Below are 25,041 nucleotides of genomic sequence, written 5' to 3' on the forward strand. Positions count from 1 at the left end.
GTGCGCCTGATTCCGTGCGCGGTCGTCAGGCAAGACGCGTTCCGCTGCGGGGATCGAAGGCGGTGATCCGCTCGGCGGCGATGGAGAGACCGACTTTGGTGCCGGGGGCGAGCGAGGCGAGGTCGGCCGCACCGGCCACCAGCCGCAGCTCCGCTTCGCCGGCCGTGACGGTGACGGCGGCCTGCGCGCCGAGCGGCTCGATGTCGGACACGGTGCCGGAGATCGGCGCGGCGTCAGCTGGAGCAAGGCCTATGGCTTCCGGCCGGATGCCGGCCTCGACCGCGACCGGCCCGGAGCCGGCCAGCGCCGCCAGCCGGTCGGGCAGCGGCAGCACGCCGCCGGCGATATGGAGACCGTGCCCCGGCTCGATCCGCGCGGGAACGAGATTGATCTCCGGCGCGCCGACGAAACGCGCGGCGTCGCGGTCGACGGGGGCGTCGTAGAGCGTCTGCGGATCGGCAATCTGCACGATCCTGCCGGCTCGAAGCAGGATCACCGTATCGGCGATCGCCATCGCCTCGGCGAAATCGGGCGTCGCCATCAGGAAGGTGTAGCCGAGCTCGCGCTGCAGCCGGCGCAGCTCCGCGCGCAGCTCGATGCGCAGCATGGCATCGAGGCTCGACAGCGGCTCGTCGAGCAGGAACAGCGACGGGGTGCGGACCAGTGCGCGTCCGAGCGCCACGCGCTGGCGCTCGCCGCCGCTCATTGTCTTCGGCTTGCGCGCCAGTATGTGGCTGATCCTCAGCCGCGCCGCGACCTCCTTCACCGCCGTCTCGATCTCCGCGCGGCTGTCGCCGCGGATTCGCAGCGGGCTGGCGATGTTGTCGAAGCCGGTCTTGTCCGGGTAGAGCGCGAGATTGTCGAAGATCATCGCGAGGTTGCGGTCCTTCGGCTCACGGCCGGCGACATCCCTGCCGCCGAGCAGGATCCGGCCGCGATCGGGCTGCTCGAGGCCTGCAATGCTCCGCAGCAGAGTGGTCTTTCCCGCTCCCGCGGCGCCGAGCACCACGGTGAGCGCACCCTTCGGCACCATGAAGCTCACGTCGTCCAGCGCCGGCTGGTGGCGAAAGCTCTTGGTCAGATGCTCCATCGCGAGGGTGGGCACCTCGATCGTCGCGTGCATCAGCGCGTTCATGCCGCCTCCTTCCCGCGGAGCGGCAGGCGCAGGTCGGTGCGGCCGCTGAACAGCACGAGCGTCATCGGGTCGACCGCGATGTTGACCTCGGCGCCTTCCTCGGGGCGTCCATGAGCGGGAACGACGGCCTTGAGCGGCTGGCGCGCGCAATCGAGCGTCACCACCGCATCGGGCCCGCGCGGCTCGACCAGCCGCACCCTCGCGGCGAGGGTCGTCGCGCTCGCGGGCGCGAGCCGGATCGCTTCCGGCCGGATGCCGAGGATCACCGGCCCGGCGGCATCATTGGCGCCGATGGCGGCGTGTTCCGGCAGTGCCAGCGAGAAGCCGTCGCTCACGAAGCGCAGGCCCGTGCCGTCATGCCGGAGTGCGCCGCGCACGAGGTTCATCGGCGGCGATCCCATGAAGCTCGCCACGAAGATGTGGCCCGGCCATTCGCAGATTGCGGAGGCGCGCTCCACCTGGCGGATCTTGCCCGCACTCATCACCGCGATGCGGTCGGCGAGCGAGAGGGCCTCGACCTGGTCATGCGTCACATAGATGATGGTGAGGCCGGCCTCCTTCTGCAGCCGCCGCAGCTCCTTGCGCATGGCGAGCCGTGCCGCCGCCTCGAGATTGGAGAGCGGCTCGTCCAGCAGCAGGATGTCGGGCTTGGTGACGAGCGTCCGGCCGATGGCGACGCGCTGCAGCTCCGAGCCGCCGAGGTCCTTCGCCCTCGCGTCGAGCCTGTCGCTCATGCCGAGCAGCTCGGCGACCTCGCCGACGGCGCGCGTGATCTCCCCCCTGCCGATCCCGCGTACCGCGAGGCCGAAGGCGAGGTTCTGTCGCACCGACATGGAGGTGAAGACGGCGTAGTCCTGGAATACGAGGCCGACATTGCGCCGACCCGGCGGCACGCCGATCACCGAGCGCCCGTCGATGCGGATGTCGCCGGAGGTCGGCTCTTCCAGGCCGACGATCATGTTCAGCGTCGTCGACTTGCCGCAGCCGGACGAGCCGAGCAGCGCGACGGTCTCCCCCGCCGCCACGGTGAGGTCGATGCCGTCCACGGCGGCGACGGACCCGTCGGCGAACTCCTTGTGGAGGCTGACCAGCTCGAGCTTCGGCGTGCTCATCGCTTCACCGCTCCGAAGGTCATGCCGCGGGCGAGATGGGACTGGATCATGAAGCCGCCGATGACGAGGGGCAGCATGGCCAGCACGGCGAGCGCGGCCTGCACGCCATAGAGCGTGCCGGCGGTCGCGGTGACGTATTTGGCGAGCTGCACCGGGATGGTGGTGACGTTGGTGTAGGACAGCACCAGCGCGAACATGAATTCCGACCAGTTGAGGATGAAGATGAGCATGGTGGTGGCGAACAGGCCGCCGCGGATCAGCGGGATGGTCACGGTGAGGTGCGCCATCAGCCGCGAGCGCCCGTCGATCATCGCCGCCTCCTCGATCTCGCGCGGAAGGTCGTCGACGAAACTCTTCAGCATCCAGGTGGAGAAGGGCAGCGTGACCGCGACATAGATGGCGATCAGGCCGCTATAGGTGTCGATGACGTTGGTCGCTGAGAAGATGATCACAAAGGGCACGGCGATCGCCGCCGGCGGGAACATGCGGCCGGAGAGGATGACGAGCGGTGTCGCCTTGCTCATGGTGGCGTAGCGCGACAGTCCGATGGCGGCGAAGAGGCCGATCAGGATCGAGAAGAACGTCGCCGTCACCGAGGCGAAGATCGAGCCGAGCACCGATGCCGTCGCCGCCTGGCTGACGCCGCCGACGCCGTATTCGCGGATGGCGTTCGGGTCGAACAGCGTGCGGAAATTCACCAGCGTCGGCTCGTGCGGGATCCAGATCGCCGGGGCGGCGTTCCAGTCGGTCGGCGGCTTGATCGCCGTCATCACGATCCAGAACACCGGGAACAACGTAAATACGAGCGCCAGCGCCATGAGAAACGCGAGCGGCCAGGTGAGCTTGCGGACGAGCATCAGCGTCGCGCCTCCAGAAGCTGGTCGCGGACCGGGAGCAGCATGAAGTTGATGATGACCAGCGTGCCGATGAGGACGAGGAAGGCGGCCGCCGCGCCATAGGCGAGCTGGAAGTCGTTGAAGGCGAGCTTGTAGATGTACAGGCTGATCGTCTCGGTGGCGGTGCCGGGGCCGCCGCGCGTCAGCATGAACACCTCGTCAAACAGCTTGATCACCTCCATGCCGCGGATGACGAAGGCGACGATGATCACCGGCTTCAGCATGGGCAGCACGACGCGCCAGAACACCTGCCGCGGCGAGGCGCCGAGGATGACCGCGGCGCGCACGGGGTTCTCCGGCACCGCGTTGAGCCCGGACAGCAGGATGAGGAAGAACAGCGGGGTCCAGTGCCACACCTCGGTGACGATCACGGTGGCGATCGCGAGCGGCGCGCTGCGGAACCATTCCGGCATGGCGCCCTCGCCGGCGACGAGCGCGATCACCTGGTTGATCGGCCCGTTCGACTGGAACAGCATCCAGAACGTGTAGCCGACCACCACCGGCAGGATCATCATCGGCGTGAGGAACGCCGAGAACAGGATCGCCTTGCCGCGGAACTCGCGCAGGAACAGCACGGCGAGGCCGAGGCCGAGCGTGAATTCGAACGCGAGGCACACCACCGAGATCAGCACCGTGCGCGTCACCGCCTCGAGGAAGCGGCTGTCATAGATCAGCAGCTCGCTGTAATTCTCGAAGCCCACAAAGGACGCGTCGAGCAGCGAGCCGCGCGTCGGCGTCCAGTCGGTGAAGCTCATATAGAGCGCCACCAGCAGCGGCATCACCAGCACCAGCACGGAGACGATCTGGCCCGGCACCGCGAAGAAGCGGGCAAGGCCCAGATTGCCCCTCATGGGAGCACCGGGACGTGCCGGGGCGTGCGCGCCCAGCATTCTGTCTTCGGTTTCCGTCTGGCCGTCCCGTGAGAGCCGGGTGAGCGCGGCATCGGCAGAAGAGGTCATCGGGTTCTCGTTGCAGGCTGCGGCTCGCCGCCGGCGCGGGACGAGCCCGGCGCGATGGCGGCGGTGAGGGGAGCGGCGGAGCCGGGGAGGGCGCCGCCGCTGCGCTGGCGGGGCTAGAGCCCTTTCCGATCAGGTGGAATCACCTGATCGATAAGAAAGTGCCCTCGATTCAATTGGCTGGAGCATTTTCTGATCGCGAAAGTCTCTCAACTTTCGCGGAAAATGCTCTAGCCCCACTGATCGGCGCCGGATGCCTTCTTGATCGGCTCGGCGAGGTTCTTGGCGAGGACCAGCCAGGACTTCTGGACCTTTTCCCTGCCGACGCGGCGGGTGATGCGGTCGAAGGACCGCGCCGCGTCGTCCAGCGCCTTCTTGGGCGCCTTCTCGCCGGTCATGCAGGCGTGGATTTCCTTGTCGAGCGCGTCCTGATATTCGAAGCCGCCCGGCAGGCAGAAGTCCGGCACCGTGTTGACGATGTTGTTGTACAGCGTCTCCAGATACTCCGGAGAATAGGTGTCGATCATCCGCTGGGTCGGCTGCTTCATGTGGTTGATCCGGTAGGGATCGGAATAGCCGCCGAGATAGGGGATAGCATCCATCGAGATGGTCGGAGAGGTCATCCACTGCGCATAGGCATAGGCCAGCTCGGGATTGGCCGAATACTTCGAGACGGCGTAGCCGTAGCCCCAGCAGAACATGCCGGCATAGAGCAGCGTGCCGTCCTTGAGCTTGTCGGCAGGCATCACGGTGGCGGCGATCTTGCCGCTGGTGGCGGGACCCGTGGACGGTGCCTTGGAGTATTTGAAGCCCGAGGGCCAGCAGATGTTCATGAAGCCTTCGCCGCGGCCGAAGGCGTTGTAGTTCGACGACCAGGTGAAGGAGAACGCATCCGGATGGAGGTACTTGTTCATCTCCATCATGTCGTCCAGCACCGCCAGCCCTTCGTCGGAATTGAAGGTGGGGTTCATGTCCTTGTCGAACCACAGCCGTCCCTTGGAGGCGAGGCGCTGCATGAACATCCACTTCACATAGTAGCGGGAGCGATATTCGAGGCTGCCGAAGAACTTGTTCGCGGGATCGTGCATGAAGGCCGCGATATCGCGGTACTGGCTCCAGGTCTTCGGCGTGGAGAGCGCATAGCCGTGCTTGTCGGCGAAGGCCTTCGCCTTGTCGGGATTCCTGATGTAGTCGTCGCGACAGAGCAGGGTGATCTGGTCGCCGTCGCACAGCAGGCCCGCGACACGGCCGTTATAGAGCTGGGCGTGGTGGCTGGCGGGGAATACGACGCCCCATTGCGGGTCGAAGATGTCCGGCTGGTACTTCTCGGTCCAGGGCGTGAGATCGTAGATGACGCCGGCGTCGATCCAGTCCGGATAGGACATGGCGGTCGGCATCAGCACGTCATAGGCGCCGGTCTTGGCGACGGCTTCCTGCATGCCCTTGGTGTGGACGACCTCGTCCGGCTCCTCGATGAAGGTGATGTCGATGCCGAGCTCGTTCTTCCACTTGCCGACATAGGGCGTCATGTTGCCGATGGAGCCGGTCGGGATCAGCACGGTCAGGCTCTTCTTGGTGGCCTTGGCCGCCGCTTCCTTGGCGAGCGCCCAGGCGCGTTCTTCCGAGCCCATGATGGCGGCGAAGGCCTGGCGGGCGCCGAATGGCGACTGCACGATGATGTTCGCGACGGCGGCCGATACCCCGAATGCGGCCATGCGGCGAAGAAAGCCACGACGGCTGACGCCGCCTGCGTCGAAATCGGTCAGAAGGGATTCGATCTCGGTTCTATTGTTCTTCATGGTGACCCTGGAAGGTTGTTGTTGAGTTACAAAACCTCACGAATTGACGTAGAGGTTGTAAATTTTAGGCAATCGTCTGCTTTCCAAGATTGTTGATAAATCTTGAATTGCTTGGGTCGATGGCGAATTTGTCTAGTTTATGTGAAGAATTATTTTGCTTATTGACGATAGGCGGACCATATTGGCGTCGTTAGTGCCATTTTGAATTTTTCCGGAGTACCAATTCCGATTGGCACCATTGCCGCCGGACGAGGTGCGAGGATTTCGGGCAGGCCGAGGGAATATCGATGCCGAAGACCGCCATCACCGGCTCGCTTGTCGCGGTCGAGTTCGACAAGTCGTCCGATGTCCCGATCTACCGGCAGATCACGGAGGCAATGAAAAGCGCGATCCTCTCGGGCCGCCTCGCCGTCGGCAGCAAGCTGCCGTCCACGCGCATTTTCGCGAACGAACTCGGCGTGTCACGCAACACGATCGTGCAGGTTTTCGAGGTACTTACGGAGGAGGGGCTGCTGGCGAGCCGGGTCGGTGCCGGCACCTTCGTGGTCGATGCCGCGCCGCGACGGGACGCGATGTCGGCGCCGACGATGACGGAGGATCAGCCCAATGGCAGCTACCCCTTCCGCTCGCTGTCGCGCCGCGGGAAAAGCCTAGTGGTCTCCTCGACCGGCGAATTCTCCGAGCGGCCGACGCCCTTCATGCCCGACCTGCCGGACCTGCGCGAATTTCCGATCCGCACCTGGCTGCGGCTGCTCAACGAGACCTCCGGCCGGCTGACCGGGCAGATTCTCGCCGAGGCCTCCAGCGCCGGCTACGAACCGCTGCGCCGCGCGGTGGCGCAGCATCTCAGCGCCTCGCGCGGGGTGGTGTGCAGCTATGAGCAGGTGATCATTACCACCGGCTCGCAGCAGGGGCTCGACCTCGTCTGCCGTATGCTGCTCGACGCCGGCGACCCCGTCTGGCTCGAGGAGCCGAGCTATGTCGGCACCCGCTCGGTGATCCGCGCCAATGGCGGCGTGGTCTGCCCCGTGCCGGTCGACGAGCGGGGCGGGCGCTTCGACGAGGCCATCTCGCTTCACCCGGCGCCGCGGCTGATCTTCACCTCGCCGGCCCGCCATTATCCGCTCGGCAGTCAGCTCGCGCCGGAGCGCCGGGACGCGCTCGTCGCCATCGCCAGCCGCTGCGGGTCGTGGATTCTCGAGGACGACTACGACCACGAGTTCATCTACGACCCCAATCTGGCGATGCGCTCGCTCCATGCGCAGGATGGCGACCAGCGCACCATCCACATGGGCACCTTCTCCAAGACGCTTCTGCCGTCGTTCCGGCTCGGCTATCTTGTGGTGCCGGCCGATCTCGGCGAGCATTTCGCCAAGGCGCGCGCCGTGGTGGACCGGCATGCCTCGCTGATCGAGCAGATGGTCCTGTCCGAATTCATGAACCGCGGCCTGTTCGTCTCCCACATCCGCCGCATGCGCAATCTCTACCACAGCCGCAGGACGCAACTCGTCACCGGTCTGGAGGATATCTTCGGCCGGGACTGCTGCCGACCGATGACGCTCGGGGGCACGCACGTCATCCTGCCCCTCGCCGAGACGGCGAGGGATCAGGTCGTCGCCCGGCGGGCGGCCGAGAGGGGGCTCGTCTTGCGGCCCCTCTCGCCCTACTACATGACCGGCAGCCGGGCGCAGGGCCTTCTGGTGGGCTTCTCGGCCTTCAACAGCCACGAGATCGCGCGCGGGCTGGAGGTCATTTCCGCCATGCGGGACCATATCGGCGTGGAGATCGCCCGGCCGGAACCCGCGCTGCCGGCGTGATGGGTTTCCCGCCTCACGCCTCGCTGCGATAGGCGGGCAGGCGCTCCGCCAGAAGGGCGAGCATGGCGTCGCGGGCGGGATCGCGCGATCCCCGCATCCAGGCGGCGGCGAGCGGGAGCACGTTGAGTTCCTCGGCGCCCGAGACGGAAACCGGGACATAGCGCACCCCGGAGACGGACATGCGGGCGGTCCACCGCGGGACCAGCGCCACCCCCAGACCCGCCGCAACGAGACCCACGATCGTCTGCTTCTCGCCGGCGATCTGCGCGATGGCTGGCTGCAGGCCCGCCTGCGCGAACAGCTTGGTCGTCAGATCGTGGCTGTGGGGACGGGAGCGGCGGTCCGGGACGATGAGCGGCTCGTCCGCGAGATCGGCGACGGTGACAGACCGGCGCCGCGCAAGGCGGTGGCCGCTCTGAACCGCGACGACCACGCTTTCATGGAAGAGGGGCAGCAGCTCGACCTGCCGCCCGATCTCGGCGGGAGGGCGGATGATAGCGAGATCGAGCCGGCCGGACAGCAGGCGGGGCAGCAGGCGATTGGTCTTGTCCTCCACCAGTTCGACGGTGATCCCGAGGTGCTGCGCGCGGAAATCGTGCAGCAGGAGCGGGACCAGCCCGGCGGCCGCAGTGTCCACGGCACCGAGCCGCAGCGTCGTCGCCCTGGTGCGCGTGCGCTCGCGGAAGCGCTGGGCCAGCCCATCGGCCGTGGCGAGCAGCGCCTGGGCTTCCGGCACCAGTGCCGCTCCTTCCTCCGTCAGGGTGACGCTGCGCGTGGTCCGCGCGAACAGCCGGCCGCCGAGCGACTCTTCGAGCTGCTGCACCTGCCGGCCGAGCGCCGACGGCATCAGCTCGAGCCGCCGGGCGGCGCGGCCGAAATGCAGCTCCTCGGCGACGGCGAGGAAGCACCGTAGTTGGTAGAGGTCCACGCGGATCACCCGGCGTCGTGCGAGGAGAGCATTCCCGCTTCGGAGCTCACTCTGCATTATTCTATTTTTTTATACAATTGGCTGAGATTGGTTTCGCGCAAGCTTGCCCCTACGGTCTGCCGCCATTGCGCTGGCGCGCTCGTCCGGCCTGATCCGGTCGCAAGGCAGGCGCCTCCCGCTCCCGAGCCATCTCAACCCATCCGGAGACTTGCCATGAAGACCTACAAGATTGCCGCGATCCCGGGGGACGGTATTGGCGGCGAGGTGATATCCGCCGGCGTCGAGGTTCTGCACGCCCTTGCGAGCCGCGACGGCAAATTCTCCTTCTCCGTCGACGAATTCGACTGGGGCGGCGAATATTACAAGAAGCACGGCCGGATGATGCCGGAGAATGGCCGCGACCTGATCCGCGACCATGACGCCATCCTGTTCGGCTCGGCCGGGCACCCGGAAATTCCGGACCACATCACCCTGTGGGGTCTTCGGCTCGCCATCTGCCAGCCCTTCGACCAATACGCCAATGTACGCCCCACCCGTATCCTGCCCGGCATCACCTCGCCGCTGCGCCGGGTGGACGGTCCCGAGCTCGACTGGGTCATCGTTCGCGAGAATTCGGAGGGCGAGTATGCGGGCGTCGGCGGCCGCGCGCATCAGGGTCATCCGATCGAGGTCGCGACGGATGTGGCGATGTTCACTCGCACCGGCGTGGAGCGCATCATCCGCTTCGCCTTCCGGCTGGCTCAGTCCCGCCCGCGCAAGCACCTCACCGTGGTGACGAAGTCCAACGCCCAGCGCCACGCGATGGTAATGTGGGACGAGGTGGCGACCCAGGTCGCCGCCGAGTTCCCTGATGTCACCTGGGACAAGATGCTGGTGGATGCCATGACCGTGCGCATGGTGATGAAGCCGGAAAGCCTCGACACCATTGTCGCCACCAACCTGCACGCCGACATTCTCTCGGACCTCGCGGCGGCGCTCGCCGGCTCGCTCGGCATCGCCCCGACCGCGAACCTCAATCCCGAGCGCGCCTATCCCTCGATGTTCGAGCCGATCCACGGCTCGGCCTTCGACATCATCGGCAAGGGCATCGCCAACCCGGTCGGCACCTTCTGGTCCTCGGTGATGATGCTGGATCACCTCGGCGAGAAGCCGGCCGCGAACCGGTTGATGGCCGCCATCGAGCGGGTGACGGGCGACCGGCGGTTCCATACGCCGGACCTCGGCGGCACCGCGCGCACCGCGGACGTCACCGCCGGCGTGATCGACGCCATCCACGGCGCCAATGCCTGAGGTAGTTCTGCCGCCGTCCGCTCCTCCGGGGAGGTGGCGGCGGAGGGCTCCTACCGCAGCAGTTCGCGGGCGATGATCGTGCGCTGGATCTGGTTGGTGCCCTCATAGATCTGGGTGATCTTCGCATCCCGGTAGAGCCGCTCGACCTCGAAGCCGCGGATATAGCCGCTGCCGCCGAAGATCTGCACCGCGTTGGCGGTCTGGGCGACGGCGATGTCCGAGGCGAAGCACTTGGCCATGGAGCAGGCCATGGTCGCGGATTCGCCGGTATCGAACCGCTGTGCGGCATCGTGGATGAGCAGGCGCGCGGCAGCGATGTCCTTGGCCATGTCGGCGAGCATCCACTGGATGCCCTGGAAATCGGCGATCGCCTGGCCGAACTGCTTGCGGGTCTTCGCATAGTCCAGGCTGGCGTCGAGGCCGGCCTGGGCGATGCCGAGGGCGAGGGCGGCGATGCCGATGCGCCCCTTGTCGAGCACGCTCATCATGATGTGGAAGCCGCGCCCTTCCGTGCCGAGCACCGCGTTGGCCGGCAGCCGGACATTGTCGAAGGTGAGCCCGCCGACCTGGGAGGCGCGCTGGCCCATCTTGTGCTCCTTCGGCCCGCGCGTGACGCCCGGCAGGGAGAGGTCGACGACGAAGATGCTCATGCCGCGCTTGCCGGCGCTCTTGTCGGTGCGCGCCAGCACGAAGCCGACCTCGGCGAGCGGCGCGTTCTGGATCCAGAGCTTGCCGCCATTGAGCACCCAGCCGTCCTCGGTCCGGTCCGCCGTGGTGCGGATGCCGGAGACGTCGGTGCCGGCCTCGGCCTCGGTGATGCAGTAGGCGACGCGCTTGCGCCCCGCCATGACGTCGGTGAGCCAGGTGGCGCGCTGGGCCTGCGTGCCGTGCACCGAGAGCAGGGTGCAGCCGAGCTCGACGAGGCCGCACTGGTCGGCGACGGAGGCATATCCGCGCGAGAGCTCCTCCATGACGAGCGCGTAGCCCAGCGCGTCGAGGCCGGACCCGCCATGCTCGACCGGCACGGTGATGCCGAACAGGCCGAGCTGCCCCATCTCCTCATAGATCTCGGCCGGAAAACGCTCGTCCCGGTCGAGTTCCTCGGCGAGCGGACGCACCACCTCGCTGGCGAAGCGGCGCGCCATGTCGCGGATCTGGGCATGGGTTTCGGATAAGGACATGGCGGTCTCCCGACGGTTCGTTCGCGATCAAGGGGCGGCCGCCTGTCGAGCCAGGCGGCCGCATCGGGCTGTCAGTTGAAACCGAAGAAGCTGAAGTTCGCCTCGGCCTGGCCGACCAGTGCCTGATAACCGACCTGGATCGGGCAGCCCTTCTTCTCCGCCGCCTGCAGCAGCGGCGTGACCGGCGGCTTCATGATCATGTCGGTCACCAGCTGGCCGGGCACCAGCGTCTCCGGATCGATCGGATAGGGGTCTCCCGCCGCCATGCCGAGCGGCGTCGCGTTGGCGACGATGTCGAACTCGGCCGGCACCACCGCACCGGTGTCGATCGCGATGGCGGGATAGGCGCCCTGCACCGCCGCCACCACGCGTTCCGCCTTCGCCGTCTCGACATCGACGACCCGCAGGCGCGCGGCGCCCGCCTCGGCCAGCGCCACGGCGATGGCGGCACCCGCGCCGCCGGCGCCGACGAGCAGCACCGAGCGCCCCTTCGGGTCGCGATTGGCGGTGACGAGACCGTTCACATAGCCGACGCCGTCGAAGGTGTCGCCGACCCAGGTCCCGTCCGGCTCGACGCGGATCGAATTGACCGCACCGACGAGCCGGGCCCGCGGCTCGACCTTGTCGACCACGTCCATCATGCGCGGCTTGTGCGGGATGGTGGGAATGATCCCGGCGAGGTTCTTGAAGCTGCGCAGGCCGCGCACCGCGGCGTCGAAATCGCCAGCCGCGAACTGCAGCGGCGCGAAGACGACGTCGATGCCGCGCTCCGCCGCGAGCTTGTTGTAGAGCTGCGTCGAGCGCACCTGCCGGATCGGATCGCCGATCACGAAGTAAAGGCGCGTCTCGCCGGTGACGCTGAGCAGCGCCGGTCCCGCATCGGACAACATGGTTTCCTCCTGTTTGTTGACGGCATGCCGGTCGTGCTGCCGGCGGAATTTCAGAAGCGCGGGAGCAGCAGCGCGCCGTCGATGCGGATGACCTGTCCGGTGACGTAGGGCATGCCGCCCGCCGCGATGGAGGCGGCGACCGCGCCGACGTCCGAAGGCTGGCCGAGACGCCTGATCAGCGTCAGCCCCTCCTCGTCGACCCGGCGCTGGTAGTCCGCGAGGGCGGGGCGGGACATGTCGGTCTCGATCACGCCGGGCTGCAGATCGAAGACATTGACGCCCTCCGCGGCGAGGCGCGCGGCGAAGATCTGCGCCACCATCGCGGTTGCGGCTTTCGAGACGCAGTATTCGCCGCGATTGACGGAGGCGGCGACCGCGCTGACCGACGAGACGAGGAGGATGGAATAATAGAGGCCGGGATCACGCGGCCGGGCGAGCAGCCGCCGGGACGCCGCCTGGGTGAGGAAGAAGGCCGCCTTGGCATTGTGGAGCATGCAGTGGTCGTAGCTCTCCACAGACGCTTCCAGCACGTCGCCACGCTTGAGAGCCCCGACCCCGGCATTGTTGACGAAGGTCGTCAGCGGCCCGAGCGCGGCTTCGACCTCGTCGAACATCGCCTCGTGACGCTCCAGATCGCCGATGTCGCCGGTGATCGCCGTGGTCCGCACGCCGAATGCCGCGACCTCCTCCGCCGTGCGCTGCACCTCGGCGAGGTTGGACCGGCCATGGATGGCGACGTCGAAACCCTTTGCCGCGAGCGCCAGCGCAATGCCGCGCCCGATTCCCCGGCTGGAGCCGGTCACGAAGGCGATCTGCCGGCTGGTCGGCGTTGCGGGGGTAGGGGGCTCTATCATGGCGAATCCTCACTCGGCGCGGGTTGGGGTCGCCGGTTTGTTGGTATATCGTTTGACTAAACTCGCTCGGTCCGTCAAGCCATGGAATGATCGTTCAAGCCGCAATTACGGGCAGAGGTCGGTTCGGAGATTCGCCGAAATAATCGGGCGAAAATATCCTATATTATTGTTTTTACTAACAAAAATTATCGGTGACGCGTTGCGTCGCAGAAGGGCGGCTGCCGAAGTTCGTGGAGAGGCGGCGGGCGAGGGGGTATAAAATTCATGAAATCCTCTCGAATCAGAAAAATCGTTATTTTGTAATGGTTTGACCTTTCGTTGCCATTCCTCCGGCAAAATTCGCTCGCCGAACATCTGATAAATCGTTGTACTTCCTTCATCGGTGCGTTAAGACCTGTGCCCAAGAAGGCGCAAAGCCTGCAGGAGGAAGCCATGCCCGATCGCCATTCCGCGGTTCCCCCCGACATGCCGTTGCGGCCGGTCCCATGCCGGCCTGGCCGCGCGATCGCAGCTTGCCGCGCCCTTTCCCGATTGTGAAATCTCGCCGCTGCATCCCGCCTCAGCCATGCGGGGAGGCGGCGAACGCTTGTTGCTCCGGCACGCCCCGCCAAGGGCATGTGCCGGCAAAACCGAATAGCCAGGAGGAAACCCGATGAAGCCTTTCAAGCTCGCCGCTGCCGTGCTTTCGACATGCGTGCTGCTCGCCGGCCTGCAGGGCCCGGCTTCCGCGCAGGACAAGATCGTCCTGCACGGCGCCAGCGCCTACAACAAGGAACACATCTTCAACCGCACGATGGCGAAGTTCGCCGAGCTTGTGACCAAGTACTACGGTAAGCCGGTCGAGTTCGTGATGCACGAGAACGGCGAGCTCGGAAACGAGGCGGGCTATTTCGGCCTGATGACGCGCGGTACCTCGGTCGACTTCGCGGTGGTGGCGCCGGCGCATATGACGCCGATCTCCAAGCGCGCCGGCCTTCTCGACACGCCGTTCCTGTTCAAGGATGTCCCGCAATGGAAGAAGGCGGTTTCCGGCGACGCTTTCAAGCCGATCGTCGACGACATCGAGAAGCGCGGCAATGTGAAGATCCTCGGCCTCGGCGGCGGCGCCGAGCGCAACATCCTGTCCAAGAAGCCGGCCGATACGCTCGCCGGCCTGCACGGGCTGAAGATGCGCGTGCAGGGCACGCCGATCCACGCCAAGGCCTTCGCTGCAGTCGGCATCGTGCCGAGCGTCATCGCCTATAACGAGATCTACAACGCCATTCAGAGCGGTGTCATCGACGCGCTGGAGAACGAGGCCTCCACCAACGCCCAGATGCGCTTCTACGAGGTCGCCCCGGAGGTGATCCGCACTCGCCACATCATCACCGTCCGGCCGCTCGTCTTCAGCGGCACCACCTTCAATCGTCTCCCGCCGGACCTGCAGGCCGCCATCCTGAAGGCCGGCGCCGAGGCCGCCGCCTTCTGGCGCGAGACCGAGACCGCCGAGGATGTCGGCGCGCTCGAGAAGATGGCCGCCGAGGGCAAGGTGCGCATCCACGACTTCAAGGACGGTGAGCAGATGCACGAGAAGGTCCAGCCGGTCATCGACGCCTATGCCAAGGAGCTGGGCGCCGAGGACGTGCTCGCCCGCGTGCGTGCGATCGACTGATCATTGAGGTAAAGGCGTCGGGCCGCGGGAAAGCTCCGCGGCCCTCTCGAGGAACCGCCCATGCGACGCATATTGAGGATTTACCACCTGTTCCTCGTGCTGCTGCTCGGCGTGCTGAGCATTCTCCTGCTCATTCCCGTCGGCATGCAGATCCTGGCTCGCTACGGCGAGATCATCCCCAGCTACCTGTGGACCGAGGAACTGGCGCGCTTCACCCTGATCTGGCTGGTGATGATCGGTTCGGCCGTCGCCGTGCGCGAGAACGCGCATTTCGACATCGATCTGCTGCCCAACCCCAGGACTCCCCTCGGCGAGCTCGTCTCGAAGCTGGTGGTGCGGCTCTCGGTGCTGTTCTTCGGCCTCATCTTCCTGTGGGGCAGCATCGAATATGTCGAGTTCGGCTCCCGCCTGACCTCGGACATGTCGGATATCAACATGGCCTATGTCTACGGGGCCTTCCCCTTCGCCGCGGTCGGCTGGATCGTCTTCACCCTTGAGGCGATCTGCGATGCCGTCACGGCCTATCGTCGTTCTGCACGCGAACCGATCCTGACGGAGGTCCAGAATGGGGCCCGCTGAAGTCGCAGCTATCCTGCTCGGCACCTTCGCCGTGCTGCTCATCGTGCGGGTGCCGGTCGCCTTCGCGCTCGGCATCGCGTGCCTGCCGCCGCTGCTGTTCGATCCGCAGGTCTCGCTCTATGTGCTGATCGACCAGATGTACAATTCGTACAACTCGTTCCTTCTCCTGGCCGTGCCGTTCTTCCTACTCGCCGCGAATGTGATGAACGCCGGCGGCATCACCGACCGCATGCTGAACCTGTCGCGTTCCATGGTGGGGCACTTTCCGGGCGCGCTGGCGCAGATGAACGTGGTGCTCAGCGTGCTGTTTGCCGGCGTCAGCGGCTCGGCGACGGCGGATGCCGCCAGCCAGAGCAAGATCTTCATCCCCGCCATGGTGAAGGAGGGCTACGACAAAAGCTTCTCCGTCGCCAACACCGCGGTCTCCTCGGTGCTGTCGGTGGTCATCCCGCCCAGCATCCTGATGGTGATCTGGGCCGGCACGCTCTCCATCTCGGTCGGCTCGCTCTATGTCGGCGGCATATTGCCGGGGCTGATGCTGTCGTTGGCCATGATGATCACGGTCCATGTCTATGCGAAGCTGCGGCACTATCCGCGCTTTGCCCGCGCTACCTTCTCCGAGTTCGCGACGGCGGCCGTGGTGGCGATCCCGGCTCTCTTCATGCCGTTCATCATCGCCGGCGGGAAGATCTTCGGCTGGTTTACCGCCACCGAATCCGCGGCGATCGCCGGCGTTTACGCCATCTTCCTGGCGCTGTTCGTGTTCCGGGAAATGGGCCTGAAGATGCTCTTCGCGACCTTCGTCGACACCGGGCGCTTCTCGGCGGTGTCGCTGTTCTGCCTCGGCACGGCGTCGGTGTTCGGCTGGCTGCTCGCCTATTACAAGGTGCCGAACGCCCTGCTGGCCGGCGCCGTCGAGTGGGACATGGGCGTCACCGCCACAGGCTTCTTCGTGGCGGGCGTGTTCCTGGTAGTCGGCTGCTTCCTCGACGCCATCCCGGCGATCGTCATCGTCGGCGCGATCCTGCAGCCGCTCACCCAGCATGCCGGCATGGACCCGCTGCACTATGCCCTCATCGGCATCGTGTCGCTGGCCTTCGGCCTGGTCACGCCGCCCTACGGGCTGTGCCTGCTCATCGCTACCGCCGCTTCGGGCGAGCCGCTGAAGGCGGTGATCAAGGACACCATGATCCAGATCCTGCCGCTGATGCTGGTGCTGGTCACCGTGATCATGCTGCCGCAGCTCTATCTCTACCTGCCGCATCTGGTCGGGCCGGATATCGGCCCGTAGCCCTGGAGCGATCACTGCATGAGGGCGGCCCGTCGCGGCCGCCCTTTTCCGTTCAGCGGCTGCCGCAGGAGGACCGGACGATCAGGTTCGGGCGCAGTATGACGTTCTCGTGGACGCGGCTCGGCGCCTTGATCCGTTCGAGCACCAGTTCGGCCGCCCGCCTGCCGATATCGTGCGCATGAAGCGCCACGGTGGTCAGCGCCGGATGCGCGAGCTCGGCGTCCGACGTGCCGTCGATGCCGATGATCGCGAATTGCCGGCCCGGCTCCACGCCGCGCAGGCGCAGCCCATGCATCGCGGCGATGGCGACATTGTCGTTGTAGCCGATGGCGGCCGTCGGTGGATCCTTGAGGTCGAGCGCCTTCTGCACGTCGATGATGGCGTTGGCGCGGGTCGGCCGGCTTTCGAGGCAGAGGGCCGGATCGAATTTGAGTCCGGCGCGCTGCAGCGCGTCCCGGTAGCCGGCGATGCGGTCGATGCGCGCCGGGCTGTGCGCCTCGCCGCTGAGGAAGGCGATCCGCTTGTGCCCGAGGTCGATCAAGTGGCGCGTCGCCATGCGCCCGGCGAGCCGGTTGTCCGGCCCGACATAGTCGACGTCGGCATCGGGCGGGCGGCGCACCGCGACGCAGATGGGCGTGCCGCCGGCGGCGATGCGCTCGAGGAATTCCGGCTTGGTTTCCGAGGCGGGAAAGATGATCAGCCCGCCGATGCCGTGCTCCTCCAGCGAGCGGTAGACGCGCGACTGGCGCTCGACGTCGTCGCCGGCCTCGACCAGGAAGACGAGGAAGTCGGTGCCCTGCAGCACCGACTGCACGCCGGCCGTCATTTCCGCGAAGAACGGGTTGCAGATGTCGTTGATGATCAGGCCGATCGCCTGCGACGTCTGCCGGCGCAGATTGGCGGCGCTGCGGTTGTACTTGTAGCCGAGCCGCTGGATCACGTCCTCGACGCGCTGGCGCGTCTCGGCCGAGATCCGCTCGTTCTTCTGCAGAACGAGCGAGACGGTCGAGGGCGAGACCCCGGCCTCTCTGGCGATGTCGATGATGGTGACGCGCCGAAGAGGCGTGAGCTCGTTCATAGGCGAGGATCAGCGGCCGGCGAAGTGCGGTGCGCGCTTCTCGCGAAGGGCGCGGATGCCTTCCCGCGCGTCGTCGGTGCCGGCCGCCGCCATGCCGGCGAGGAGTTCGAACGTTGCATCACTGCCAATGCCGAGACCTCCGTTGAGAATCGATTTGGCGATCTGCGTCGATACAGGTGCCATGCGGGCGATCTCGCCGGCAACCTCCATGGCGCGGGCGAGCACGTTGCCCGGTTCGGCGATGTCGGTCGCCAGTCCCCAGGACAGGGCCGTTGCAGCATCGATCCGACGCCCCGTCAAGGCCATGAGCTTGGCGCGCGGCAGGCCGATGAGGCGGCTCAGACGCTGCGTTCCGCCCCAGCCGGGGACGGTGCCGATCGACACCTCCGGCAAGGCCACCTTGGCGTCGCGCTCGATGACCCGGATGTCGGCCGCCAAGGCGAGTTCGAGGCCGCCGCCGAAGGCCATGCCCTGGATCGCCGCCACGATCGGCAGGCGCGAGGTCTCGATACGCTGGAACACCCGATGGCCGTGCAGGATCCAGCTTTTGCGCACCTCTTCCGGGGTCAGGCTGCCCCAGATGTTCACGTCCGCGCCGACGCAGAACGCGCGCCCCGATCCGGCCAGGACGACGGCGCGAACGTCATCGGAAGCTTCCACGGCCTCGATCGCCTCGCCGATCTCGCTGATCATCTTGGGCGTCAGCGCGTTCAGCTTCTCGCTGCGCGTCAGCAGAATGGTCGCGATTTCATCGTCCTGACTGATACTTACGAATTCCATTTTTCCTCGCTCGCGGCGGGATGGCCCGCCGACGTTTCCTCGACCCTCGGCCGCGTCGGCAATTCGAAGCGCGCGGCTTGACGACAGGTCAATCGGCAAAGTAGAACGTTCTACCAAGATTGCCAAGCGCTGCATCGAAGCTGCGCGAAACGCACCCGGCGAGGATGCCCAAGATGAAAATCGTCACCAAGGAGGAGCTCCGGTCCATTCTGGCGGGGCTCAAGGAGGGCGCGACGGTCGCCACCAGCGGCGCGGGTGGCGGGCTCGTCGAGCCCGACGAGGCGCTGAGCTGCTTCGAGGATGCCTTCCTGCAGGAAGGATCGCCCCGTAATCTCACTCTGGTGCACGCCCTCGGTCTCGGCGACCGCGGACGGCGCGGCACCAACCGTTTCGCCCATGAGGGCATGGTCCGCCGCGTCATCGGCGGACACTGGGTCTGGTCGCCGACCATGCTGCGCATGGCGCAGGAGAACAAGATCGAGGCCTATTGCCTGCCGGGCGGGGCGATCATGCATCTGTTCCGCGAGATCGGCGCCGGCCGTCCCGGGCTGTTCACCCATGTCGGGCTCGGCACCTTCGTCGATCCGCGCCAGCAGGGCGGGCGCTGCAACGCGATCTCGACCGAGGACGTCGTCGAGCTCGTGCAGGTCGATGGCAGGGACGTGCTGCGCTACAAGCCGTTCCCGGTCGATGTCGGCGTCATCCGCGGCACCTATGTCGACGACGCCGGCAACATCAGCACCAGCGAGGAGCCGGCGGACCTCGACATCTATTCGGTGGCGCTCGCGGCGCGCAATTCCGGCGGCATCGTTGTCGCCCAGGTGCGCGAGCGCGTGCCGCGCGGCAGCTTCCGTCCGCGCGAGGTCGCCGTGCCGGGCAACCTCGTCGACTACGTCATCGTCTGTCCCGAGCAGCAGCAGACCTATCAGGGCGGCTATCATCTCTCGCTCGCCGGCCTCGAGCATGGCGACGTCATAAAGAACGCCGGCAAGGACGATGCGGCGCGTCGCATCGTGGCGGCGCGCGCGGCCGAGGAACTGATCCCCGGCACCACGCTGAACTTCGGCTTCGGCATGTCGGCGGATGTCGCCGAGATCATCTTCCGCACCGGCCGCCAGAACGATTTCTGGTTCACCATCGAGCAGGGCATTCATGGCGGCGACCTGCTCACCGGAGACATGTTCGGCATCGCCGCCAACCCGATGGGCATCCTCTCCTCGCCTGAGCAGTTCGACCTCTACAGCGGCGGCGGGCTCGACATGACCTTCCTTGGCCTCGCCGAGATGGACGGGGCGGGCAACGTCAACGTCTCGCATTTCGGCGGCCAGATCAGCGGCCCCGGCGGCTTCATCGACATCACCCAGCGCGCCAAGGCCGTGGTCTTCTGCGGCAGCTTCGACACCAAGGGCGCGCGGGTGCGTGCCGCCGATGGCCGGCTTGTAATCGAGCGCCACGGCGAGGTGCGCAAGCTCGTTGAACGCGTTGCTGGCATCACCTTCAGCGGCGAGCAGGCGATCGCTGATGGCAAGAAGGTCGTCTACGTCACCGAGCGCGCCGTCTTTGAGCTTACCCCGGCGGGGGTCGAGCTCATTGAGGTCGCGCCGGGCATCGACATCCGCGCCGATGTGCTGGACCGCATGGGCTTCGCGCCGATCGTCCGTACGCCCAGGCTCATGTCCGCCCGCTTCTTCGAGACGGCCGCGCGCATCGACAGCGCCGCCTGACGCAGCACAGGGATGCATCCAATGGAAATCACGCTTCCGACCTCGGGCGGCGCGCTCGAACGCTACACGTTGAAGGCCGGCGAGCCGCTGCCGCGCCGGGCCACTGGCGGCTGGAGCCGCATCGCCTATTCCGCCGCCCACGTGACCGTCGATCCGCTCGCCGGGATCGATCCGTGGCTGGAGACCGCGATCGACTGGGACGCGACGCTCGCCTATCGCCGCTATCTGTGGGACCTCGGCTTTGGCGTCGCCGAGGCCATGGACACCGCCCAGCGCGGCATGGGCGTCGACTGGCCGACCTCGCTCGAGCTCATCACCCGCTCGGCCGCCGAGGCGCGCGCCTATGGGCCGGGCGCGCTGCTGGCGAGCGGCGTGGGCACCGACCACCTCGCCGCTGACCGTGACTTCTCCATCGACGAGATCATCGCCGCCTATGAGGAGCAGTGCGCCGCTGTCGACAAGGCCGGCAGCCGCTTCATCCTCATGGCCAGCCGCGCGCTGGCGCGCAGCGCCGCCGGGCCGCAGGACTACCATCGCGTCTATGACCGCATCCTGTCGCAGAGCCCGGCGCCGGTGATCCTGCACTGGCTCGGCGAGATGTTCGATCCGGCGCTCGCCGGCTATTGGGGACATGACGACCACTGGAAGGCCATGGATGTCTGCCTCGATATCATCGAGGCCAATGCCTCCAAGGTGGCCGGCATCAAGGTCTCGCTGCTGTCGGAGGAGAAGGAGGTCGCGATGCGCCGCCGCCTGCCCGCGGGTGTGGCGATGTATACGGGCGACGACTTCAACTATCCGACGCTGATCGCCGGCGACGGCACGCATCATTCCGAGGCGCTGCTGGGTATCTTCGACGCCATCGCGCCCGCCGCGAGCGCCGCGCTTTCCGCCCTCGCGGCCGGCGACCGCGCGACCTATGACCGCATCATGGATCCGACCGTGCCGCTGTCGCGGCACATCTTCCGGGCGCCGACGCGGTTCTACAAGACCGGCGTCGTCTTCCTCGCCTGGCTGAACGGCTTCCAGAGCCATTTCACCATGGCGGGCGGCCAGGAGAGCGCGCGCTCGACGCTGCATCTGGCCGAGCTGTTCCGCCTGGCCGATCAGGCGGGCGTCCTGCTGGAGCCGGAGCTCGCCAGCGCCCGTATGAAGGCGCTGCTGGCGGTGCGCGGCGTCGATCCCGCCCGCACCTCCGCGCGCGCGGCGGCCTGAGGGAGCGGAAGGTGGGCAGCTTCCACGTCGAGGTCGGCCAGACCTATCAGTTCCGCAAGACCGTGGCGGAGGCGGACGTCTACATGTTCGCCGGCATCACCGGCGACCTGTCGCCCAACCATGTCGACGAGGCCGCCATGCGGCAGACGTCCTATGGCGGGCGCATCGCCCATGGCGCCCTGCTGGTCGGCTACATGTCGGCCTGTTCCACCATGGCCTGCGCCGACAGCCGGGACGGCGGCGAGACGCCGGTCTCGCTCGGCTATGACCGTGTCCGATTCCTGCGGGGCGTGCGGATCGGCGAAACCATCGCCGTCACCTATCGCATCGCCCGCATCGATGAGGAGAAGCGGCGCTCCTTCGCGGATGTCGAGGTGCGGCTGGCCGAGGGCGGCGAACTCGCGGCGGTCGCCGTCCACATCCTGCAATGGGTGCCGAACGCGGCTTAGTGCCCCGTCCGATCGGCCAAAGCAGGCGGTCTAATCCCCGGTCCGGTAGCCGACGCCGGGCTCGGTGATGACGAGCGCCGGGTTGGCGGGGTCGGCCTCCAGCTTGGCGCGCAACTGGCCGATATAGACACGCAGATATTGCGTGTCGTGCTCATGGGCCGGCCCCCACACCTCCTTGAGGATCTGGCGGTGGGTGACGACCTTGCCGGCATGGCGGGCGAGGAAGGCGATCAGGTCGAACTCCTTGCGGGTCAGCTTCACCTCCTCGCCGCCGCGCATCACCCGGTGGCGGGGAACGTCGATCTCCACCTCGCCGATCTTCAGTACCGGGGTCTCACCCTTCGACTGGATGTGGTGGCGCAGCGCCGCGCGCAGCCGCGCCATCAGCTCGCCCATGCCGAACGGCTTGTTGACGAAGTCGTCGGCGCCGAGGTCCAGCGCCTCGATCTTCTCGATCTCGCGGTCGCGCGCCGAGAGCACCACCACCGGCACGTCCGACCATGTCCGCAGCCGCCGGATCACCTCCTTGCCGTCCATGTCCGGCAGGCCGAGGTCGAGCACGATCACGTCGGGCTGGCGGGTGGCGGCCAGCGCGAGGCCGTCGGCGCCGTTGTCGGCGCGCAACGTCTCATAGCCGTTCGCGGTGAGCGCCGGCCCCATGAAGCGGTGGATCGCCGGTTCGTCGTCGATCACCAGCACGCGGAGGATGCTCATCGCTCGCGCTCCTCCATCGCCGGCGGCGTGTCGAGCGGCAGCCGGATGGCGATGCGGGTGCCGCGCGGCTGGCCGGGCGCGGGGCTGCGCGCCGCCACCGTGCCACCATGCGCCTCGACGATGCCCTTGGCGATGGCGAGGCCGAGTCCGGAGCCGTTGCCGCCGTCCCCCGCCTCGCGGGCGGCGCGCACGAACTTCTCGAAGACGTGCGGCAGCGTCTCGGGCGGGATGCCCGGCCCGTCATCGGTCACGGCGATGACCATCTGCGCGTCGATCACGGTCGCCGACAATACGATGCGGGCGCCGGGCCCGGCATAGCGCACGGCGTTGCCGACGATGTTGCCGAGCACCTGGTCCATCAGGCTCTGGTCGGCGAAGATCAGCGGCAGGTCGGGGGCCGGCGTGACCGCGAAGCGCTGCGGGGCGCCGCGCTTGCGCGCGGTCGAGACCGCCCGGTTGAGCATCTCGACCACGTCGATCCAGTCGCGGCGCAGGTCCAGCGCCCCGGCCTCAAGCCGGGTCATCGAGAGCAGGTTGCGCACCATGATGTCGAGGTGCTCGGCTTCCTCGCGCATCTGGTTGAGCAGGTCCCGCCGCTCGGCTTCCGGTATGTCGCCTCCATAGTCGATCAGGCTGGTCGCGGCGCCGAGGATCGAGGCCAGCGGGGTGCGAAAATCGTGGCTGATCGAGGCAAGCAGGATGTTGCGCACGCGCTCGGTCTCGGCCGCGGTGCGCGCGCTCACCACCTCGGTCGAGAGTCGCGCCCGCACCAGCGCGGCGGCGGCCTGGTCGGACAGTGTCTCGAGCACCGCCTCGCCTTCCGAATCGAGCGCTGCCCCGCCGGGCATCCGCTCGACGCCGACGACGCCGATCCGTCCGCCGGCGCCAGCGAGCGGCAGGAAGAACCAGGGCGCGCTGGGCAGCGTGCCGGTACCGGCGCCGGCCGCCTCGCCATGGTCGAAGGCCCAGCGGGCGGCGGTCATGGAGGCGGTATCCAGACGGTCCTCCGGTGGCCATGCGGCGGCGACGCCGAGTTCGCCGCCCTGCGTGCCGGCGAGGAGGATGACGCAGGAGCGGCCCAGCGCCCCCTGGATCTCGGCGGCGGTGGCCTCCGCCACCGAGGGCGCGTCCGGTAGCGCCGAGAGCTTGCGGGTGAACTCGTAGAGCCGCCGGGTGGCGCGGGTGCGCAGCGCCGCCATGCGGGTCTGCTCGCGCGCGCGGCCAGCGATGGCGGATATCAGCACCGCGATGATGAGGAAGATCACCAGCGCCAGCAATTCATGCGGCCGGGCGACGGTGAAGGTGTTGACCGGGTCGATGAAGAAGAAGTTGTAGGCAAGGAAGGACAGCGCCGAGCCGAAGATCGCCGGCCACACGCCATGGCGGATCGCCGGCACCAGCACGGCGAGCAGATAGAGCATCGAGACGTTCGGTAGCGCCACGAGCTGGGTAAGCGCGAGGCCGATCAGCGTCGCCGCCGCCACGCACAGCGCCGCCACCGCGTAGCCGGCCGCCGGGCCGACGGGGGGCAGGGACGGCCAGCCGCGGCGCGACGTCTCCGGGCTGTCGGCGGTGATGACATGGATGGAGACGCCGTCGGCGCGCTCCACCAGCGCGTCCGAGAGGCTGGTGCGGAACGGGCGCAGCCACCCCCGGCGCGCCTTGCCGATGACGATCTGCGTGACGTTCTCGAAACGCGCGAAACGCAGCAGCTCGGTCGGGATGTCGGCGGCGACCAGCGAATGCGTCTCGGCGCCGAGACTCTCGGCGAGCCGCATGCCGGCGTCGAGCCGCTGGCGCTCGCGCGCCGGCAGGATGCGGCCGGGGCGCTCCACCGTCACCGCGAACCAGGTGGCGTCGAGCAGGTCGGCGAGGCGCTTGGCCTCACGCACCACACGTTCAGCGGCGACGTCGGGGCCGACGCAGACCAGCAGCCGCTCGCCCGCCGCCCACGGTCCGCCGATGGCCGAACCCTGCATACGCTCGACGAGGTCGCTGTCGACCCTTGCCGCCACCTGGCGCAGCGCCAGCTCGCGCAGCGCGGTGAGGTTGCTCGGCTTGAAGAAGCTCTGCACCGCGCGGGTGGCGGTGTCCTCGACATAGACCTTGCCGTCGGCGAGCCGCCTGATCAACTCGTCGGAGGGCAGGTCGACGAGGATGACCTCGTCCGCCTTCTGCAGCGCCGTGTCGGGCACCGTCTCGCGCACCCGCACGCCGGTGATCCGTTGCACGACGTCGTTGAGGCTCTCGACATGCTGGATGTTGAGGGTGGTCCAGACATCGATGCCGGCGGCGAGCAGTTCCTGCACGTCCTGCCAGCGTTTGGGATGGCGGCTGCCCTCGACGTTGGAATGTGCGTATTCGTCGACCAGCAGCAGCCTCGGCCGGCGCCTGAGCGCGGCTTCGAGATCGAATTCCGGCACCAGCCGCCCGCGATAGGCGATGCCGCGGCGGGGCAGCACCTCGAAGCCCTCCACCAGTGCCTCGGTCTCGGCGCGGCCATGCGTCTCGACGAGGCCGATCACGATGTCACCGCCCGCGACCTTGGCGGCGCGGGCGGCGGAGAGCATCGCATAGGTCTTGCCGACGCCGGGCGCCGCGCCGAGGAAGATGCGCAGCTTGCCGCGCGTCTCCCGTTCGGCGGCGGCGAGCAGCGCCTCGGGCGAGGCGCGTTGCGCCTCTTCGGCGCTCATCGGCGCCGC

At 67.4% G+C, this 25,041-nt stretch carries 21 protein-coding genes; 8 read left to right on the forward strand and 13 right to left on the reverse strand.

Going from position 1 to position 25,041, the window contains the following annotated elements; all coding sequences use genetic code 11:
• Nucleotides 1–25 precede the first annotated feature (25 nt).
• The 5 genes from U742_RS0105825 to U742_RS0105845 form a co-directional block, all read right to left on the reverse strand.
• Nucleotides 26–1,135 carry an ABC transporter ATP-binding protein gene (locus U742_RS0105825; protein ID WP_051660885.1) on the reverse strand — a complete coding sequence of 370 codons (1,110 nt, stop codon included), beginning with the start codon at nt 1,133–1,135 and terminating at the stop codon, nt 26–28.
• Nucleotides 1,132–2,247: an ABC transporter ATP-binding protein gene (locus U742_RS0105830; protein WP_029350963.1), complete on the reverse strand. Its 1,116-nt coding sequence runs from the start codon at nt 2,245–2,247 to the stop codon at nt 1,132–1,134. The genes U742_RS0105825 and U742_RS0105830 overlap by 4 nt, the downstream gene beginning before the upstream one ends.
• Entirely contained in the window at nt 2,244–3,104 is an 861-nt protein-coding gene (locus U742_RS0105835; protein WP_029350965.1) for a carbohydrate ABC transporter permease, read from the reverse strand. The genes U742_RS0105830 and U742_RS0105835 overlap by 4 nt, the downstream gene beginning before the upstream one ends.
• The gene (locus U742_RS0105840; RefSeq protein WP_248310268.1) at nt 3,104–3,994 is read right to left on the reverse strand and encodes a carbohydrate ABC transporter permease; all 891 of its coding nucleotides are present in this window, start codon (nt 3,992–3,994) and stop codon (nt 3,104–3,106) included. Before U742_RS0105840 ends, U742_RS0105835 begins: the two co-directional genes overlap by 1 nt.
• A gap of 335 nt (nt 3,995–4,329) precedes the next feature.
• Nucleotides 4,330–5,898, reverse strand: coding sequence for an ABC transporter substrate-binding protein (locus U742_RS0105845; protein ID WP_029350969.1), 1,569 nt, complete (start codon nt 5,896–5,898; stop codon nt 4,330–4,332).
• Between the two features lie 287 nt (nt 5,899–6,185).
• Between U742_RS0105845 and U742_RS0105850 the strand changes: the two genes are divergently transcribed.
• Nucleotides 6,186–7,715: a MocR-like pyridoxine biosynthesis transcription factor PdxR gene (locus U742_RS0105850; protein WP_051660886.1), complete on the forward strand. Its 1,530-nt coding sequence runs from the start codon at nt 6,186–6,188 to the stop codon at nt 7,713–7,715.
• A 13-nt stretch (nt 7,716–7,728) separates the two neighbouring features.
• Here the strand turns inward: U742_RS0105850 and U742_RS0105855 are convergent, their stop codons facing one another.
• A complete protein-coding gene (locus U742_RS0105855; RefSeq protein ID WP_029350973.1) occupies nt 7,729–8,643 on the reverse strand; it encodes a LysR family transcriptional regulator in 915 nt (304 codons plus the stop codon).
• A 213-nt stretch (nt 8,644–8,856) separates the two neighbouring features.
• Between U742_RS0105855 and U742_RS0105860 the strand changes: the two genes are divergently transcribed.
• Nucleotides 8,857–9,933 carry a tartrate dehydrogenase gene (locus tag U742_RS0105860; protein WP_029350975.1) on the forward strand — a complete coding sequence of 359 codons (1,077 nt, stop codon included), beginning with the start codon at nt 8,857–8,859 and terminating at the stop codon, nt 9,931–9,933.
• Nucleotides 9,934–9,983: 50 nt separating this feature from the next.
• Here the strand turns inward: U742_RS0105860 and U742_RS0105865 are convergent, their stop codons facing one another.
• From U742_RS0105865 to U742_RS0105875, 3 genes are all read right to left on the reverse strand, one after another.
• Nucleotides 9,984–11,114, reverse strand: a complete 1,131-nt coding sequence (locus U742_RS0105865) for an acyl-CoA dehydrogenase family protein (RefSeq protein ID WP_029350976.1) — start codon at nt 11,112–11,114, stop codon at nt 9,984–9,986.
• A gap of 71 nt (nt 11,115–11,185) precedes the next feature.
• Nucleotides 11,186–12,004 (reverse strand): shikimate dehydrogenase family protein, encoded by an 819-nt coding sequence (locus U742_RS0105870; RefSeq protein WP_029350977.1) that lies wholly within the window; start codon nt 12,002–12,004, stop codon nt 11,186–11,188.
• Nucleotides 12,005–12,054: 50 nt separating this feature from the next.
• Entirely contained in the window at nt 12,055–12,858 is an 804-nt protein-coding gene (locus U742_RS0105875; protein WP_029350979.1) for a 3-ketoacyl-ACP reductase, read from the reverse strand.
• Nucleotides 12,859–13,510: 652 nt separating this feature from the next.
• Here U742_RS0105875 and U742_RS0105880 point away from each other — a divergent pair.
• Genes U742_RS0105880 through U742_RS0105890 form a run of 3 tightly spaced genes read left to right on the forward strand, consistent with a single transcriptional unit; the run spans nt 13,511 to nt 16,379 of the window.
• Nucleotides 13,511–14,509 carry a TRAP transporter substrate-binding protein gene (locus tag U742_RS0105880; RefSeq protein ID WP_029350981.1) on the forward strand — a complete coding sequence of 333 codons (999 nt, stop codon included), beginning with the start codon at nt 13,511–13,513 and terminating at the stop codon, nt 14,507–14,509.
• Nucleotides 14,510–14,569: 60 nt separating this feature from the next.
• Complete coding sequence (locus U742_RS0105885; protein ID WP_029350983.1) at nt 14,570–15,088, forward strand: TRAP transporter small permease; 519 nt, start codon at nt 14,570–14,572, stop codon at nt 15,086–15,088.
• Nucleotides 15,075–16,379, forward strand: coding sequence for a TRAP transporter large permease (locus tag U742_RS0105890; RefSeq protein WP_029350985.1), 1,305 nt, complete (start codon nt 15,075–15,077; stop codon nt 16,377–16,379). Before U742_RS0105885 ends, U742_RS0105890 begins: the two co-directional genes overlap by 14 nt.
• A 52-nt stretch (nt 16,380–16,431) precedes the next feature.
• Here the strand turns inward: U742_RS0105890 and U742_RS0105895 are convergent, their stop codons facing one another.
• Together U742_RS0105895 and U742_RS0105900 are read right to left on the reverse strand one after the other, a co-directional pair.
• Complete coding sequence (locus U742_RS0105895) at nt 16,432–17,457, reverse strand: LacI family DNA-binding transcriptional regulator (RefSeq protein ID WP_029350986.1); 1,026 nt, start codon at nt 17,455–17,457, stop codon at nt 16,432–16,434.
• 9 nt (nt 17,458–17,466) lie between these two features.
• Nucleotides 17,467–18,336: an enoyl-CoA hydratase/isomerase family protein gene (locus U742_RS0105900; RefSeq protein ID WP_248310269.1), complete on the reverse strand. Its 870-nt coding sequence runs from the start codon at nt 18,334–18,336 to the stop codon at nt 17,467–17,469.
• A gap of 74 nt (nt 18,337–18,410) precedes the next feature.
• On the opposite strand from U742_RS0105900, the gene U742_RS0105905 reads away from it, so the two are divergent.
• Genes U742_RS0105905 through U742_RS0105915 form a run of 3 tightly spaced genes read left to right on the forward strand, consistent with a single transcriptional unit; the run spans nt 18,411 to nt 21,625 of the window.
• Complete coding sequence (locus tag U742_RS0105905) at nt 18,411–19,961, forward strand: acyl CoA:acetate/3-ketoacid CoA transferase (protein WP_029350990.1); 1,551 nt, start codon at nt 18,411–18,413, stop codon at nt 19,959–19,961.
• Nucleotides 19,962–19,982: 21 nt separating this feature from the next.
• Nucleotides 19,983–21,176, forward strand: a complete 1,194-nt coding sequence (locus U742_RS0105910; protein WP_029350992.1) for a dihydrodipicolinate synthase family protein — start codon at nt 19,983–19,985, stop codon at nt 21,174–21,176.
• An 11-nt stretch (nt 21,177–21,187) separates the two neighbouring features.
• Entirely contained in the window at nt 21,188–21,625 is a 438-nt protein-coding gene (locus tag U742_RS0105915) for a MaoC family dehydratase (protein ID WP_029350994.1), read from the forward strand.
• Nucleotides 21,626–21,655: 30 nt separating this feature from the next.
• Here U742_RS0105915 and U742_RS0105920 read toward each other — a convergent pair whose 3' ends face one another.
• Together U742_RS0105920 and U742_RS0105925 are read right to left on the reverse strand one after the other, a co-directional pair.
• Nucleotides 21,656–22,339 carry a response regulator gene (locus U742_RS0105920; protein WP_029350997.1) on the reverse strand — a complete coding sequence of 228 codons (684 nt, stop codon included), beginning with the start codon at nt 22,337–22,339 and terminating at the stop codon, nt 21,656–21,658.
• Nucleotides 22,336–25,032 carry a sensor histidine kinase gene (locus U742_RS0105925; protein ID WP_029350999.1) on the reverse strand — a complete coding sequence of 899 codons (2,697 nt, stop codon included), beginning with the start codon at nt 25,030–25,032 and terminating at the stop codon, nt 22,336–22,338. The genes U742_RS0105920 and U742_RS0105925 overlap by 4 nt, the downstream gene beginning before the upstream one ends.
• Nucleotides 25,033–25,041 lie beyond the last annotated feature (9 nt).

The organism is Allobosea sp. 117, from assembly GCF_000702305.1.
Taxonomy (GTDB): Bacteria; Pseudomonadota; Alphaproteobacteria; order Rhizobiales; family Xanthobacteraceae; genus Ancylobacter.